Origin of the sequence: Bythopirellula polymerisocia (assembly GCF_007860015.1) — a bacterium.
GTDB classification, from domain to species: Bacteria; Planctomycetota; Planctomycetia; order Pirellulales; family Lacipirellulaceae; genus Bythopirellula; species Bythopirellula polymerisocia.
The window spans coordinates 367,170-381,750 of record NZ_SJPS01000004.1 but is presented as its reverse complement, the minus strand read 5'-3'; the positions used below and the strand labels follow the sequence as shown (position 1 = coordinate 381,750).

The following is a 14,581-nucleotide window of genomic DNA, read 5'->3' as shown; positions in this document are numbered from 1 at the left end:
TCCGCAGTAAAAAGTCTTCCCCCCTAGCCTCCAACCTCTAGCCACTAACCTCTACTACCCCTCCCTCTCTCAAACTCCGCACCGCCAGGATCGCCGCCAGCGACGTCGCCCGCAATTCCTCCCAAGGAATCGGCGCCTCCCCCCCCGCAACGATCGCGTTCGCAAACTCTGCAATCTCCTCGGCATGCCCTTTCTGCTGTTTCCCCTTCGTGACCTTCTTTTTGCCGCCGTGGTACGTCGTCACGGTATGAAAATCATCGATCACCGCCACGCGTCCGGCCCCCAGCACCTCGACCCGCTCCTTGGGAAACGCCCGATCCCCTCCCGCCAGATACGCGATGTTCGAGATACTCCCATTCGCATGCCGCAAGGTTATAAAACACTGGTCGTCCGTAATTTGCCCCGGCTGATCTCCCCCCACCGACTCAGCAAACACCCGCACCACCGGCGCACCACACAAATAAGTCGCCAGGTCGATCGCATGACACGCCTCGCCAATGATGCGTCCACCCCCCTCCTCATCCTGCTGCGTCCAATGCTCCGCAGGAATATCCCCCGCATTAAACCGAATCGAAACCGTCAGCGGCGCCGCCACCTGAGCAAAATGCTCCCGCACCAACCGCGCCGAGGGCGAAAACCGCCGATTAAACCCCACCATCACCAGAGGTGTTTCTCTCCCCCCTCCGGCACTCAACTCTCCCCCTTCTTCCCTAGCGCCTAGCGCCTCGCGCCTAACAACTTCTTTACCGCCTCGCGCCTCGCGCCTCGCAACTTCCCCCTCTACCTCCCCCAACTCCTCCACCGTCAAACACAACGGCTTCTCGACAAAAATATTCTTCCCCGTCTGAATGGCCCGCAACACATGCCGCGCATGCAAGTCGTGCCGCGTGAACGAGAACACCGTATCAATCGAAGGATCGCCAAAAATCTCCTCCTCGTCCGTGCAAGCGACTTCCGCGTTGTAAGTCTTCGCCGCCTGGGCTGCCGACACACCCTTGGCACTACAAATTGCCGCAATCTCAAACGCGCCCGCATCCCGCATCGCCGGCAACATCACCCCCCGCGCAAAATTCCCCACCCCCAACACCCCACAGCGAGATTTCCCCCCCGACTTCCCACTCGCAGCCCGCAACCGAATGGAAGTTCCGAACGAGTGGCGAGTAGAATTGCTAGCGCCTAGCGCCTCGCGCCTCGCAACTTCTTTCCCGCCTCGCGCCTCGCGCCTCGCAACTTCCTTACCCCCATACTCCAGCACCATTCCCAAAAACGCTTCCGACCCGCTCTCAATAATCTCATACGCCCGCGCCGCCTCGCCGATCTCAAACCGATGCGAAATCAAGGGCCCCACATCCAGACGCCCCGCCCCCATCAGATCCAACACCGCTTGAATATTCCGCTGCTCGGTCCACCGCACATACGCCGCCGGGTAGTCCTGCCCCCGCTCTTCGTAGCTCGCGTCGTACCGGCCCGGCCCATACGAACACGACACCACAAATTCACATTCCTTGAAATAGAACGGCCGGCGATCCAGCTCCAGCCCCACCACGCCGACCAACACGATCCGCCCCTTCTGCCGCACCGCGCCGGCTGCCATCTCAATGGGTCCATTGCTCTTGGTGCTGGCCGTGATCACGACCGCGTCGGCCCCCAGCCCCCCCGTCAGCTGCTCAATCGTCTCACTCCCCAGGTCGGGCCGCGCCACGTCGGCCCCCATCCGCACAGCCAACTCACACCGGCTCGCGTCCGGATCCACCCCCAGAACCCGCACCCCGGCAGCTTTCAACAGGGCCACCGTCAACTGCCCGACCAGCCCCAGCCCGATCACCAGCACGGTCTCGCCGAGCGTGGTTTGGGTCAGCCGCACCCCTTGCAGGGCAATACTCCCCAGCACGCCAAACGCCGCCGACTCCAGCGACACATTCTCCGGCACGCGGGCACACAAATTCCGCGGCACGCTCACCACCTCGGCATGCGGCCCATTCGAGGCGACTCGATCCCCCGGCTTGAAGTCCTGCACCCCCTGCCCACAGGCGATCACCACCCCCGCCGAGCTGTACCCCATCGAAAGCGGCTCCTCGAGTTTCTGCCGGACCTGCCGATAGGTGCTCACGAGCCCCTCATTGTGCACCTTCTCCAACACCCGCCGCACATGATCCGGCCGCTCCCGCGCCTTCCCCAGCAGCGACTTCTTCGCCAGGTCCATGACCATTTTCTCCGTCCCCGCCGACACCAAAGAGGCCTGATTAGCAATCAGCACCTCACCAGGTGCAACCGCCGGCGCAGGAACCTCATGCAAAGCGAGTTCTCCGGAACGAATATTTTGTAACAATTGCAGCATGATTAAGGGATTAGGATCTGGGTGCTAGGGACTGAGGGCTGGAACTTTTCCTGAGCGGATTGGCGCTAGCCACCGGTAATTTCTGTCTCACTACTCACGACTCACCACTAACTACCTCCCCCCCGAACGTTACAAGACGCTAGGCGCTAGTTGTTTGAAGGAAAGGAGGAAATCAAGTTGAAATTGTTCGATTTAGGTATTCTTCTTCTGACTAGCGCCTAGCAACTAGCGCCTCGCGCCTCATTCATTCCAATCAGTGTTCATCTGTGTTCTATTTCTTCGTGTCACCACTCGCGACTTACGCCTCTTCCCCATTTACCACTCGCTCGTAGAGTTCCAGGAATTGTTTTGCGATTCGATCCCAAGTGTAACGTTGCTCTACAAGCTTGCGACCGTTACGCCCCATGGACTGGCGCTCATCATTTGTCATTGAGAGAATCTTTCGCAGGCCTTCCTCGGTTGAGGTGACATCCGATTCGCATTCTAAACCAGCTTCCGAATTTGCAACTTCCGGAAAACTACAGTTGCGAGATATCAACAAAGGGAGTTCACAAGCCATCGCTTCAAGGATGGCCATGCTAAAACCTTCGGAGAACGAAGGCAGCACGAAGAGATCGGCTGCCGCTAGAGCTGCCAACTTCTGTTCTCCATACAGTGGCCCTGTAAATAGTACGCTGCTATCCAACTCCAGATCTGAGACCAAGCCTCGGATTATTGCTTCGTGACCATTATCGGGGCCTGCAATCACTAACTGTACATCCTGGTTGTCGACTACTATTTTCCTCCACGCCTCGACAAGATGCTGCAAACCTTTTTTGGGATGCAGCCTCGACAGAAAAAGTACGATTCGCTTGTCCGTTAGTTGCGGATAGGAATTGAGTAGAACTGATCGATCTGGCAAATTCTCGTATGCTGAGAGGTTTATTCCATTCGGAATGACTGCAATGGGATTTGTGAGTCCATAACCACGAATGCTATCTGCTTCGGTATGACTTAGCGCATGAACACAATTGGCTTGCTCAAGATCTCTTCTTTGAAACATCTCTTCACAGATTCGCTTCTTCCACCGGTGGCGATTCAGAGCCCAGGTTTCAAGAGACCCATGGGGTGAGAACACGACAGGCTTTCCATGCTTCTTTGCCAACGAAGAGCCATAAGCGTTTGGCATAGTCCATAAACTGTGAATATGGACCACATCTCCTTGAGGTATGAGACTATCTAGCTCTCGTCTAAGCGCAGGCGAATAACATAAACGGCCCAGCCAACGCCCCGGCGGAGAAATCGATTTTACAGGCGACTTTACGGGAACACTTCTTAAGCCAGAGGAGACACAGTCTGTGGAAAACACAGTAGTAGCTATTCCAAGATCACTTTGAGCTGCGGTCAACTCCGTTAATACTGTCGCAACTCCGCTCGCTTTGGAAGAGAGTCCACCAACTATATGATCAACTATCACAAGAAAGACGTTGAGTGGGATGCTGGCATTTTTGGGGCTATCTTCTCGATGCACATTCAATTGCTTGTTGGATGCCCTGCGCAAATTGGTCAGGCCCGAATCTTGAGATGATCTCTCGCGAAGACTCTCCCATTAATTTGAGTTCCGTCTCCGGCAATTGTGAGATCTGTAGCATGCGCTGGGCCAATTCTTCCGTATCGTATGGATTAAATGTGAATCCATTTGCTCCATTAGAAACGAGATCGTAGGCACATCCGCAACGACTCGATACGAGAATTGGCAAGCCAGCAGCCATTGCCTCGTTGACCACGAGTCCCCATGCCTCGTTGACTGCTGTATGTACAAAGCAAAACGCGTGCGCATAATATCGCACCAGATTATCTAATTGCTGAAAACCAACGAATGAGACATCGCAAATGCCTTGGTCTCTCGCAAAAGATTCGAGCATCTCCCTGTCGGGACCATCGCCACAAATAACAAGTTGATAATCCCGATCAGCAGCGAGTTCTTGAAATCTTGCAAACCCAGAAAGCAGTCCACGGATATTCTTTCGCGACTCAATTAAGCGACTACACGCCAGAAAGTATTTCCGTGGAAGTCGACTTCCATCTTCACCGGGGTCGCTTCGCAACCTATCAGTGGCCTTGATCACATACTCATTGTCAATGACTCCATACTGTCTAAAAATGTGCTCTCGCGGAAAACCCAAAGTAACCAGATATTCACCGGCAGCTGCACCAGATACTAGAGCTGAATCAAACTTCTTGAGAAAACGCTTGATGAGTACGGTCTTCCAAAATGGACGCGGCCGATCATCCCACTTTGTTTCAGACATGAGGATCGTTGAGCGATGATGCTGTTTCGCCCACTGGATTGCCGAACGCATTTCATGTCGATCGTAGCCAGCGGCGGCTATGTAATCTGGAGAGAGTTCATCTAGTTTTTCAATCATTCGAGGCGAGAGATCTTTGCCGTCTTTCGGGAGCATCACGTCGGGAGCAAGCGTGTGAATTTCGCAGCTTAAGCTCTCTCTTTCAAGCTGCCAGTCACGGGTAGATTCTTGTCCAGCAAGTTCGATTCCGATTACTCGAATGTTCTTTAGCTTTAGCCGTTTCTCGCATGCGATCAAGCGTGCTACGTGATAAGGACCAAAGTTATTCCATAACACGACTAGCAAAGACACTTTTTATGCCCTCGTCTTTGCTATTGGATATTTGTTCACTCTATTAGGAGTCTGAGAGTCTTTAGAAACGAACTTGTTGCAGGTTCGATGAATTCACTGGAGATTCTTGCTTAGCAGTTGTGATTTGAATTGGAATCCCAGCAAATCTGGCAGCTGCGATTGTCAGGATACTGATAAACAAAAATCGGAAGAAAAATGCTTCCACTGATTGGGCGACCAGGAATATTGAGATAGCAGCCGAAACGACGTAAATTACCGCCCAGAGACCACTTAGGGTTCTTGCCCTCTTCCACAGCTCCGCAAACATACGCCCCATCAAATAAAGCAGTAAAGTATAGAAGTACCATAGTTCTAAATAGGCATCAGCAATAAAACTTATTGCAGAACCAACGGGCGGTAGCCAGCCAACGCTGCGATACCAGTATTGGGGAGAAATACCCTCAAATGATCTTCCGTTGACCATCCACTCAAAGCCAACATCCTCATACTTGGTAGGCCACAATTGCTTAGGGATCGGCCGTATGAACAAAATGACGCCCCATCGCTGTCCCCAATGGTGTACGTGCGATTGATTTGCGGCGACAATGGTGGCTGTCGAAATCAGCCAAACACTGCTGGAGTCGATTCTGTCTCGTGACACACGCTTGCTTGGAGCAATTACTTCAGCAAGCGAATCCAAGCTGAACTCAAAATCAGAGTTTAGATAGATCACAGAGCGATGAGCGAAGACAAAGAGCACAGAAATACCCATTAGACCAACCGCAGGCAACATCTTAGTCAACGAAATTCGGCGGCGCGAAAAGAGCATGTGCGAGAAAATCACTGCCCCAAGCACCATGAAGAGTGGACCACGACGCGTTCCCAAAATGCCAGAAACTGCGAAGGGAAAACAGAACAAAGCAAGAAGCACCCAATCCTCTAAAGCGAACCCCTGCTTTTTTCTTGCCAAGAAGAGTAGAGCAATCGCGGGTATTGTCAGGTGGGGCAATTCACGTACGTACCCGCTACCGGTGTAGCCTCCGCCTTTCGCTTGTGAGTAGGCGACGTCAAATCCACCGACGGTAAAAATACTGATCAGGAATCCAATTACACCAATCCCTCCTAAGACAAGGGCGAGACCGAGCAGTTTATGTCGTGAGACTTCGGGTAACCCCGATAAGGATCTGTTAGGTCTAGATAAGCTAAAGGGGGTGCCTCGCAAAATTCCAAAGCAAAAGCAAGATAAACCCAGGATCTGTATAAACTGCGCTAAGAGAAGTTGGGGTTCGCTCCTGAAAAGTACTCCAATACTTTCATTAATTGCATAGGTCGCGGGTCTCGCTACATATACATACATAAGCATCGGTACAAGAAACATGGCCGGATGCAATGCGTCGAGAGTTCTCTTGTACGCGACATATGCAGTGCAAATCAGAATTCCGAAGGTTACGACAATACTAAGTACAAACATTTGGAATTGACTTATACAGACGGCATGCGCATTTTAAGTTTCATTACTTTTACCAGTCGCTCGCCATAGCGTCTCATTGAATAGTTCTTGGCCTTTTCTGCTGCGTTAAGAGAAAGGTTTTTAAGTAGCTCACATTCTGATGCTAATCGCATGACTGCTGTAACTATCGCACTTGATTCTGTTGCAGCTATAAGAAAACCATCGACACCATCTTTGACGACACTGCCCGCATTGTGCGTGCAAATTACTGGTAAGCCGGCCGCCAACGATTCATAGATTACCGTGGCAGATCCTTCGCAAATCGATGGAAGCAGCAGAACATCAGCCCACCTATAGAAATCTGTGACTTGCGAACGCGGGACTGCTCCACAGATCTCCACATTCGAAGGAAATTCTCTGCCCGTGGGTAGCCCCTCCGCAGGGCCTACGAGTTTAAAAACGGCTGTTCCCTTGAGGGTATCTGCCGCTTCCAAGACGTAGGGCGTGCCCTTGCGAAGTCCCAGGGCCCCCACGGTGAGTATCCGCAGAGGGCCATCGTGAGAAATTTTCTTTTCCGGGGGGCGTTGCGTATCCACGCCGTAGGGGACCACGATGCACTTTTCGGCGGGTCCACCCAAATCAGCGATTCCTTGCTTGACGAACTCCGAGCCGCACAGAACGTGATCCGCAATCTCCCATTCGGCATATTCTCGGGCAATCAATTCATCGTAGGCATCCGCAGTGTCGCTATAGGGCCAATCAGGGTGACGCTTGGATTCATCTGCCAATAATCTCCGCTCGATAGTCATAGGGGCTATGGTCTGTTCCATAAAGGTGGTCAGACCCTGCTGCTTCGCTGCTTGCATTATTTCTAGGCTCGCCGTGTTGTAAGTGAACGTCGTGTCGGCTCCAAAGAAGCCGGCGTCGACAACAAGCCTGCCAAACTCTTTGTTACTGGCCAAGTGCAATCGAGACTCGTCTGCAGGAGTCTTACACTTCGAACGATTTCTTACACGAGTCCAGCCAAGTCGAGTGAATGCAGTAGTGTGCTTAGCAGGAACACCAATTGGCTTTCGACTCAAAAGGCTTTGCACACCCTGGGGCCGAACACTGTTGGGAATGACATGGAGCAACCGAGGCCAGCTCTTAGTTGCACAGATATCCGTATAAAAGTGCTCGAGCATGCCAGACTGGGACAGGATGCGCGGTACCGCGTAATGCATCCTCGCTCCCAATTGGGCAACCACAACGCGCACTATTTATTCACTTCGCTTGACATGATTTGCGGAGCAAAGTTAGGCATCGGTTAGGATCATCTTGAGGATTTAGCCAAGACTGTATCTTACGAATCGGAGATTCTTGAATTGCCTTTTTCGTTTTCAAAGCGAGGCTTATAAGCCTCTAAGCAAATGGAATAAAAGGGCCATCTCAGCACTTGCGTGATCCATCTGTCAGGTAAAATGAGGGGCAACAATCTGAGCGGGAGCGTAAGTACGAAGCCAAGAGCAGTACCACCCGGCAGTCGGTTGCACGTACGCCAAAATCTCGTCACCATTTGGCTAATGAATCCACTACAATATGATATCTCGCCATGGTGAAGTCCTGCTGTCTCGCACAACTCAAGAAGCATCGCGGATGTGTAACCGCGGCGTACATGCCATCCAGTTTCTTCGGTGAGGAAAGGGCCAAGATCTTCATCGCTCATTGGAAGATAATAGTAGTGGGGCGTCGAAAGCAGGAGACGGCCACCGGGTTTAATTCTGTCGGCTAGATCGCGGAATAACTTGAGGTCATTGAGAATGTGCTCCACACATTCGAGACAAATCACGCAATCATAATTATCTTTGAGATTCTGAAGCTCGCCAAGTTCTCGGACGTCTCCGATCACGAAGCTCGACTTTTCAGCATGACAAAGCATCGCGCGCTGTTTGGCTACTTCTTGATTGCGTTCATCCCAACTAATTCCCGTTGCCTGATAGCCTCTTAGTGCGGCGCCAATTGTAAACGCGCCAGTTCCGCAGCCTACATCAAGAAGACTTTCGTTATTAGCTGTTTTCGGCAATCGACGCCTTAACCACCGCCAACGATCCAACACAAGCGTATCACCGTGTATTAGAGTCGCACGGAAGCCCATGATTCGAACGAGAATCGAACGATTCATAGGGTGTTTCCTGAATCTGCAAGACAATAGATTGCCACCATCAGCTTGTAGTAGATCGACTTGTCGAATAGCATTCCGTGCAATTGACTCTCTTCCCATAATGCAAAGTGAAATTAAGTATGAAAGACACTTTGGTTAGTAGGCGGAATTGATTGGTTAACGTTCGCGCAATATTAAATGAGATTACTTGGTTTCTACTTGAGTTTCCTCAACATGGTCAAATTATTGGGGTGCGCATAGATGGAAGTACCCTCTTCCACAAGCTCATGAACCGCCCGACGTGTACCTGAGAAGATTCGTAGATCAGTATCGTGAAATGCCATGATGCCACCTACTGCAAGTTTGGGCCACCAAACAGAGATGTCAAATGCAACATTGACATAGTTATGGACCGCATCGATAAAAACAAAGCTGGCCGGCCCATATTCCCAGGAGGAAGCACCTTCGCCGGATGTCTTATGAACATGGACTATTTTCGGCGAATCTTGGATCTTATTAATAAATGTCCTGAAATCTTCATTGGTTGCTCCCCAGCCGCCTAGAAACGGGTCAACTGCTACCACAAGCCGTGCTGTATGTCTGGAGAGAGCGATTGTGGTCTCTCCTCGGTAGGATCCTAATTCCACAACGCATCCCTCAATTAGCTCAGTGTCTTCTAACCCTTTAAGCAGATGCTGAAGTTGTAACTTTGTGACAGAAGTGTCATCCCATGACACAGCCGTTGTAATATCAGGTAAGTCTTCGATTTCCTTCCGTGGTAGCTCATACGCTTCGAATTTTCGTTGAGCTAGGTATTCGCACCATCTTGCCCGTGCAGTGAATGCGATACGGCTTGGCGATAGTTTAGAGCGAGATTTGAGAGAGAAAGGATCGGTAAGCATTTGACTTGTTCCTGATTTGAGAGAGTGCTCGCGGCTAGAGTCGCTTACAAGTCCATGAAACCTGAGAGGCAGCTTTGGTCAATCAGAGTTTCTTGCGGAGGAAATAGTAGAGTCGAGGAGATTTGGCGATCCGTGGCTTCAGAAATTTCCAGAGTCTGCGCGGGATAAGTTGAGAAGTCCGTATAGGAAATTCATAATCGGGCGGAGACTGGCCTTCACATGGCCTTATTGCAAGGGGCTGCGTGACTATTTGGTTAATAATAATTCCGTAATCGCGCCACATGCGGGATTCCGCGAACTCTGTACGTGCATGAGTCGCAATCCCTTCCGTGACCGCATCATGATGTTCGAGGGCTAGAAGTGTCTGTTTCGCCAGAGCGTTATAGTCGCCAAGAGGCGCAAGGAAACGATGGCCGTCTTTGACAATTTCCTTCGTACCTGTGTCGTTGATATCCCAGGCCACCGGCACACACCCCATGCTCATTCCTTCGAGTAAGGCAATGCTGCAAGCCTCGGCCCGGCTCAACATGAGCAGAACACTTGAAGACTCAAGTCGCAATAAGACTTCAGTGCGCGGCACATGCCCGTAGGTCATTATCTGATCTGAGGCAGGCAGCGTGGCGATACGCAGCTTTATGTCTTCGGCCATTTGACCATACCAATGCAGGCGACCACTGTAACCACTTTCAACTAATATCGGCCATAAATGAACTAGGTCATAAGCGCCCTTGCGCGAGTCACTCCCCCCCAAAAAGACTAAATCCTTTCCGTGGGATGGAGAGTCCAATGTGCGACGCGGAGGGAAGACAGTGCCGTTCTGGATTACGTGCAGTCTTTCAGGATGTTTGAGCCGGCCACGGAACCGACTCGCCGTCGCGTTCGATACCGCTACGATCGCATCGAGACTTTTCTCATACTTTACCGCCCTCTTCCAGTAGAACGACATCGTGTCGTGAACGACGTATACGCAACGTACCTCTGGCGGCAGGTAAGGTATGCAATCATCCATGGTATCACAACCATTGATAAACAATACATCCGGACGATTCTGAGTAACCCAATCCAAAAAAATCTTTGGCGTATCTGTATATGGTGAAATCACATTCAAACAATTGACTGAGTAGTTGGCCGTTTGTCTAGTCCTTGTGCTCAGTGGCTCCATCGTAAGAAGAGTCACTTCATATCCTTCAGCCGCGGATTGCCGACAGCATGAATCCGCGACCCAAATGATGCCACCCGCCCTTTCACCGGGCACGAGCCAGCAAAGGCGCGATTGCTGACTGCGATTGTCTATTTCACTCATCTAAATGCTTTCCTTTCAAAGCAACTTTGTGTGGCATTCGATATAAATCGATTGCCTCTTATAACTGATGATCTTGTGGAACAGGGTGATTGGCTGTAGTTGAACTCTGCTTTATAAATGAAAAAAGCTGGATTAGAGAACTGGGACTAAAACTTGCAAGAAAATTCCAACTGCTTTCTTCTAAGAGTATAAGCGCACGACGAATTACGAAGACACTAATTACAATGTCACAAACTAGCAAGGAAATCGCCGCACCTGGCAAGCCGATCAGAGGTACTAATACAAGGGCTCCGCTTAAAGCAACTAGATGTCCCAGTAGCACAAAGACTGTGTCACGGGTGTGCCGATTGCTAGACGTCGCGACAACTAGTGCGGAGGACCAGAAGTTCTTAGCAATTACCACACAGAGAAGTAGAGTAAAGACTTGATTGTCAAATTGCAGCTCCCTATTTGTCCAAAGTGCGAAGATCCAACCCCCAGCACAGAAAAGTCCTATGGCAAAAAAAATGCTAGATACAACCACGACCTGCAATGCTTTGCGGAAGATTAACCTGGCCAGATCGTGATTCTCCGAAGTAACAGCAACTGTTAATTCAGGGGAAATGGATTGTGTTACAACACTGAGCAGCATCCCGCCTGAGTTGGCTAGAGTACGCAGTGCAGAAAAAAGGGCCACAGCTGCAGGATTCAAGGCATAACCGATGATCCAGAGGATCCCTCCTCCTCGAATGGCATTACATAATGGCAGCAATCCATAGGATATTGCAGGTCGAAACAGGGATCGAACCAATTCGTGGGAACGGTGTCTGATGCCAAATCCCATAACGGACCTTGCCCATGGCTCAGCGACATTGTGAATGTCATAGCTGCGCGCCAGCAAGAACAGGAATTGCATTATCGTCATGGTGAGAGCAACACCAATCGGAGTAGCTCCTCGCAAAACAAAAATAATCACGACTACTGCAGTAGCCAATCGCTCTATGTTGCTGAGTACAACTAGGCGAGCAAAACTGAGGAACGATTGGTACATTCCATCGTAGATTTGCGACAATTGCATCAAAATAAAGTTGGCGACAAAAGTAAATGTGATAACTCGAACTTCAAATGGATCTATTGACGAGAAAGGCAAATAACTATCAATAGGAGTAGCCGAGGCAACTAGTAAGAGCATGGCTACAGGGAATGTTATTAGAAGAATTAGAGTGCAAGTTGTCTGTACAATTTGCTGAAATCGCTTTGAGTCCTTGCGTGCCGTGGCCTTGATCATATCGACACAGGCTACTTTTGATATACCTCCGTTAGCTAGTTCAATGAAAGACGGGATAGCACTCAACAACAACCATTCTCCGTACAACTCTTTGCCCCACATTGAAAGCATTAGGGGGACGTAGATGAGTTGATTAATTAATGTTACGCCTCTGCCCGCAAGCAGATGAATCGCAGATTTAAAAATTCTTGTTGGGGGCGCGTTGTTAGTCACTTGATTGTGTGATCTATCACTGAAAACGAAAGGCGTTGCAGTAAGGTCCTGTACTACTCTTCTGAAGCTGAATGGGCCACGAAGGTCCGGATTTTTTCTCTAGTCTCTTGGAATAGCTGAAGCAACTCAGTCTCTGTATCGGAATTGCCCCCGACAGCGGCTGTGAATAATTGAACCTGAAAATAGGTGGGCAAGCTGGAGGTTACTTCGGTCTTCATGATTCTCTGCCAGAGAGCAAAACGCAAATCTCCTGAGGGAGGTGCGAGCGGAGTTCCCTGTGCATCGAAAATACAGAAAAATAGCATCGCTTCACGACCTTCTTTGTCACGGAGAATCGTTCTTACATAGGGCCAATCGGATCTCACCTCATTCGTGACCACCCTCTCATTCGAACATTCCCAACCAGCCATGGTGTAGCATCCGGTGAGATGATGCCACCCGTGCATGAATGGATAGTCAAACGAGAGTCGGACTTGGGTAGGTGAACCGGACTGACGGAGGTCAAACGTGGTGGAGTAGTGCCCCTCGGAGTGATTTTCTTCGCGGTTGATGCGCTCGGTGGCGGTGACTTGCCAACCGAGGGGAAGTTCGCCCAGTGTCTTTTCGTCGATCTCGTGGGCTCGTTCGATAGCCGCAATGCCGACAGCGGATTGCTGACGGCTGACCAGATAGGGAGCGATCTGCAGCGCGCCCAACAGGGCGAAGGGGATTCCAATGAGGAGGGAGAGTTTCATAGTTTGGAGTTAGGAGTTGTGAGTTGTGAGTTGTGAGTGGTGAGTGGTGAGTGGTGAGTGGTGAGTCAATTGCGCATTCCCCATAAATCATAAATAAGAAATCAGAACTCCCCAGCTTCCGATTCCTAGCCCCCTGTCCCCAATAAACCTGGCCCAAAAATCGTTGTGGAACTCCTCTTCGTGATCCTGATAATGGAACTTGCCACACAACAGGCTCCCAGCAGGGAGGATCGAAACTTTTGCAAATCGCTCTCGCGAGCGATGCCGTGGGAGATCCGTCCTCGCCGGAGCGGGAGATTGTAACGCGGTGATGGAGTTTTGTGTGACAAAACTCACAATAATCGACGACCCAGGCTGCGACGTAAACCTTTATAGAATAACGCTTTACGAAAAACTCGACCCTCCGAAAAGCAGGGGGTTTTGTTTTGTAAAAAAAGTTTTTGCACTAAATGACAACTGCCGAGGCCTAACGCCTCGCCGCACACGAAAAAGTTGTGAGGGGTGAGGGGTGAGGGGTGAGTCGTGAGTCGTGAGTGGTGAATGGTGATTGGTGATTGGTGATTGGTGATTGGTGAATGGTCAAATTCCCAATCACAAATCAGAAATCACGAATCACAAATCACCAACCTCTATTCCCCATCCTGACTAGCGCCTCGCAACTCGCGCCCCGCGCCTACTAACCAATTAAACCATCTTACCAAGCGGGTCGGGCTTTCGCTCAAGGTCCGCCAGTCGATCGGGGCCAGGCACTCGGCCAGCAGGAAGTCGGTGCCGACCACCCCGCAGAAGGCGGCCAGGAACAGGACCAGGCCGAGGGTCTCGTGTTGCCAACCCGCCGACAAATCGATGCCCCACTGGATGTAGAACACGGCAATCAGCGTGATGCGGGCGATGTTCAGGGCCATCGCCCACAGCGTGGCGATCACGACACTCAGTAGGAGGTGTACCAGCGGCCGATTCTTCCAGACCGAGTAGATCAACGCACAGGCGATGATCGACATCACCGAGATGATGCCGCTGCACGCCTCGTCGACGAAGAATTCCTTGTTCACGCTGCGGAGGACGTTCCCTTCCATGGAGTGCATCACCCCGAGGGCGTCGAGCATGTAGCTGCTCACGCGGCTGCTCATTCCCTGCAAGGCTTGCACCAGTTTGCGATCGAGCCCCAACGGCAACGGCAGCAACAAGAACGAGATCAACCACAGGCCCCACGGGTTGGTGATCGTGTGGGTGCGGCTCACATGCCAGATGCCCACGCCGAACAACAGAATCAGCGAAAGCATGGCCAGCCAGGGGGAGAACATAAACGTGGCCGCGGCCAGCACGAGCCAGGAGACACCGATGCCGAGCAAGGTGAGTTTGGAGCTGGGGGCTGGGGGCTGGGGGTTGGGGGAGGTGCGGGAGTAGGCGAGCCAGGCGAGGGCACCGATCACGAAGGGGAAATACTGATACTGCGGCTGGCTCCACATCAGCTCGAAGTGGAGATACAGGAACGGCGCGTAGCCGAGGGCGATCAGGAAGAGGAGGACGTAGGGCATTAGTTGTTAGTTGTGAGGCGCGAGGCGCTAGTTGTTAGGCGCTGGTCAGAGTTTGGGGAAATGGAACGCTGATGAACG

11 protein-coding genes are annotated in these 14,581 nt (G+C 51.3%); all 11 read right to left on the bottom strand.

The genetic code is table 11. The features are described from left to right. Positions 1–37 precede the first annotated feature (37 nt). The 11 genes from Pla144_RS14380 to Pla144_RS14330 all read right to left on the bottom strand — a co-directional run bounded on the left by Pla144_RS14380 (position 38) and on the right by Pla144_RS14330 (position 14,503). Positions 38–2,296 carry a bi-domain-containing oxidoreductase gene (locus tag Pla144_RS14380; RefSeq protein WP_197530691.1) on the bottom strand — a complete coding sequence of 753 codons (2,259 nt, stop codon included), beginning with the start codon at positions 2,294–2,296 and terminating at the stop codon, positions 38–40. Positions 2,297–2,636: 340 nt separating this feature from the next. After that, the gene (locus tag Pla144_RS24635) at positions 2,637–3,794 is read right to left on the bottom strand and encodes a glycosyltransferase (protein WP_231936396.1); all 1,158 of its coding nucleotides are present in this window, start codon (positions 3,792–3,794) and stop codon (positions 2,637–2,639) included. 37 nt (positions 3,795–3,831) lie between these two features. Next, entirely contained in the window at positions 3,832–4,977 is a 1,146-nt protein-coding gene (locus Pla144_RS14370; RefSeq protein ID WP_146451372.1) for a glycosyltransferase, read from the bottom strand. A gap of 61 nt (positions 4,978–5,038) precedes the next feature. Beyond that, complete coding sequence (locus Pla144_RS14365; protein WP_146451371.1) at positions 5,039–6,334, bottom strand: hypothetical protein; 1,296 nt, start codon at positions 6,332–6,334, stop codon at positions 5,039–5,041. 104 nt (positions 6,335–6,438) lie between these two features. Further along, positions 6,439–7,629, bottom strand: a complete 1,191-nt coding sequence (locus tag Pla144_RS14360) for a glycosyltransferase family 4 protein (protein ID WP_146451370.1) — start codon at positions 7,627–7,629, stop codon at positions 6,439–6,441. A 119-nt stretch (positions 7,630–7,748) separates the two neighbouring features. Then, positions 7,749–8,567, bottom strand: coding sequence for a class I SAM-dependent methyltransferase (locus Pla144_RS14355; protein WP_197530688.1), 819 nt, complete (start codon positions 8,565–8,567; stop codon positions 7,749–7,751). Positions 8,568–8,761: 194 nt separating this feature from the next. Next, positions 8,762–9,448 carry a class I SAM-dependent methyltransferase gene (locus tag Pla144_RS14350; protein ID WP_146451368.1) on the bottom strand — a complete coding sequence of 229 codons (687 nt, stop codon included), beginning with the start codon at positions 9,446–9,448 and terminating at the stop codon, positions 8,762–8,764. Positions 9,449–9,530: 82 nt separating this feature from the next. Beyond that, the gene (locus Pla144_RS14345; protein ID WP_146451367.1) at positions 9,531–10,751 is read right to left on the bottom strand and encodes a glycosyltransferase family 4 protein; all 1,221 of its coding nucleotides are present in this window, start codon (positions 10,749–10,751) and stop codon (positions 9,531–9,533) included. Between the two features lie 58 nt (positions 10,752–10,809). Next, the gene (locus Pla144_RS14340) at positions 10,810–12,231 is read right to left on the bottom strand and encodes a lipopolysaccharide biosynthesis protein (protein WP_146451366.1); all 1,422 of its coding nucleotides are present in this window, start codon (positions 12,229–12,231) and stop codon (positions 10,810–10,812) included. 53 nt (positions 12,232–12,284) lie between these two features. Continuing rightward, positions 12,285–12,965 carry an exosortase U gene (xrtU, locus tag Pla144_RS14335; protein ID WP_146451365.1) on the bottom strand — a complete coding sequence of 227 codons (681 nt, stop codon included), beginning with the start codon at positions 12,963–12,965 and terminating at the stop codon, positions 12,285–12,287. 629 nt (positions 12,966–13,594) lie between these two features. Then, positions 13,595–14,503, bottom strand: a complete 909-nt coding sequence (locus tag Pla144_RS14330; protein WP_146451364.1) for an exosortase/archaeosortase family protein — start codon at positions 14,501–14,503, stop codon at positions 13,595–13,597. Between the last annotated feature and the right edge of the window lie 78 nt (positions 14,504–14,581).

Coding starts and splice junctions, on each gene's coding strand:
- Pla144_RS14360 (WP_146451370.1), bottom strand. CDS start 7,629: ATGCATTACGCGGTACCGCGCATCCTGTCCCAGTCTGGCATGCTCGAG.
- Pla144_RS14365 (WP_146451371.1), bottom strand. CDS start 6,334: ATGTTTCTTGTACCGATGCTTATGTATGTATATGTAGCGAGACCCGCG.
- Pla144_RS14330 (WP_146451364.1), bottom strand. CDS start 14,503: ATGCCCTACGTCCTCCTCTTCCTGATCGCCCTCGGCTACGCGCCGTTC.
- Pla144_RS14350 (WP_146451368.1), bottom strand. CDS start 9,448: ATGCTTACCGATCCTTTCTCTCTCAAATCTCGCTCTAAACTATCGCCA.
- Pla144_RS14355 (WP_197530688.1), bottom strand. CDS start 8,567: ATGAATCGTTCGATTCTCGTTCGAATCATGGGCTTCCGTGCGACTCTA.
- xrtU (WP_146451365.1), bottom strand. CDS start 12,965: ATGAAACTCTCCCTCCTCATTGGAATCCCCTTCGCCCTGTTGGGCGCG.
- Pla144_RS14345 (WP_146451367.1), bottom strand. CDS start 10,751: ATGAGTGAAATAGACAATCGCAGTCAGCAATCGCGCCTTTGCTGGCTC.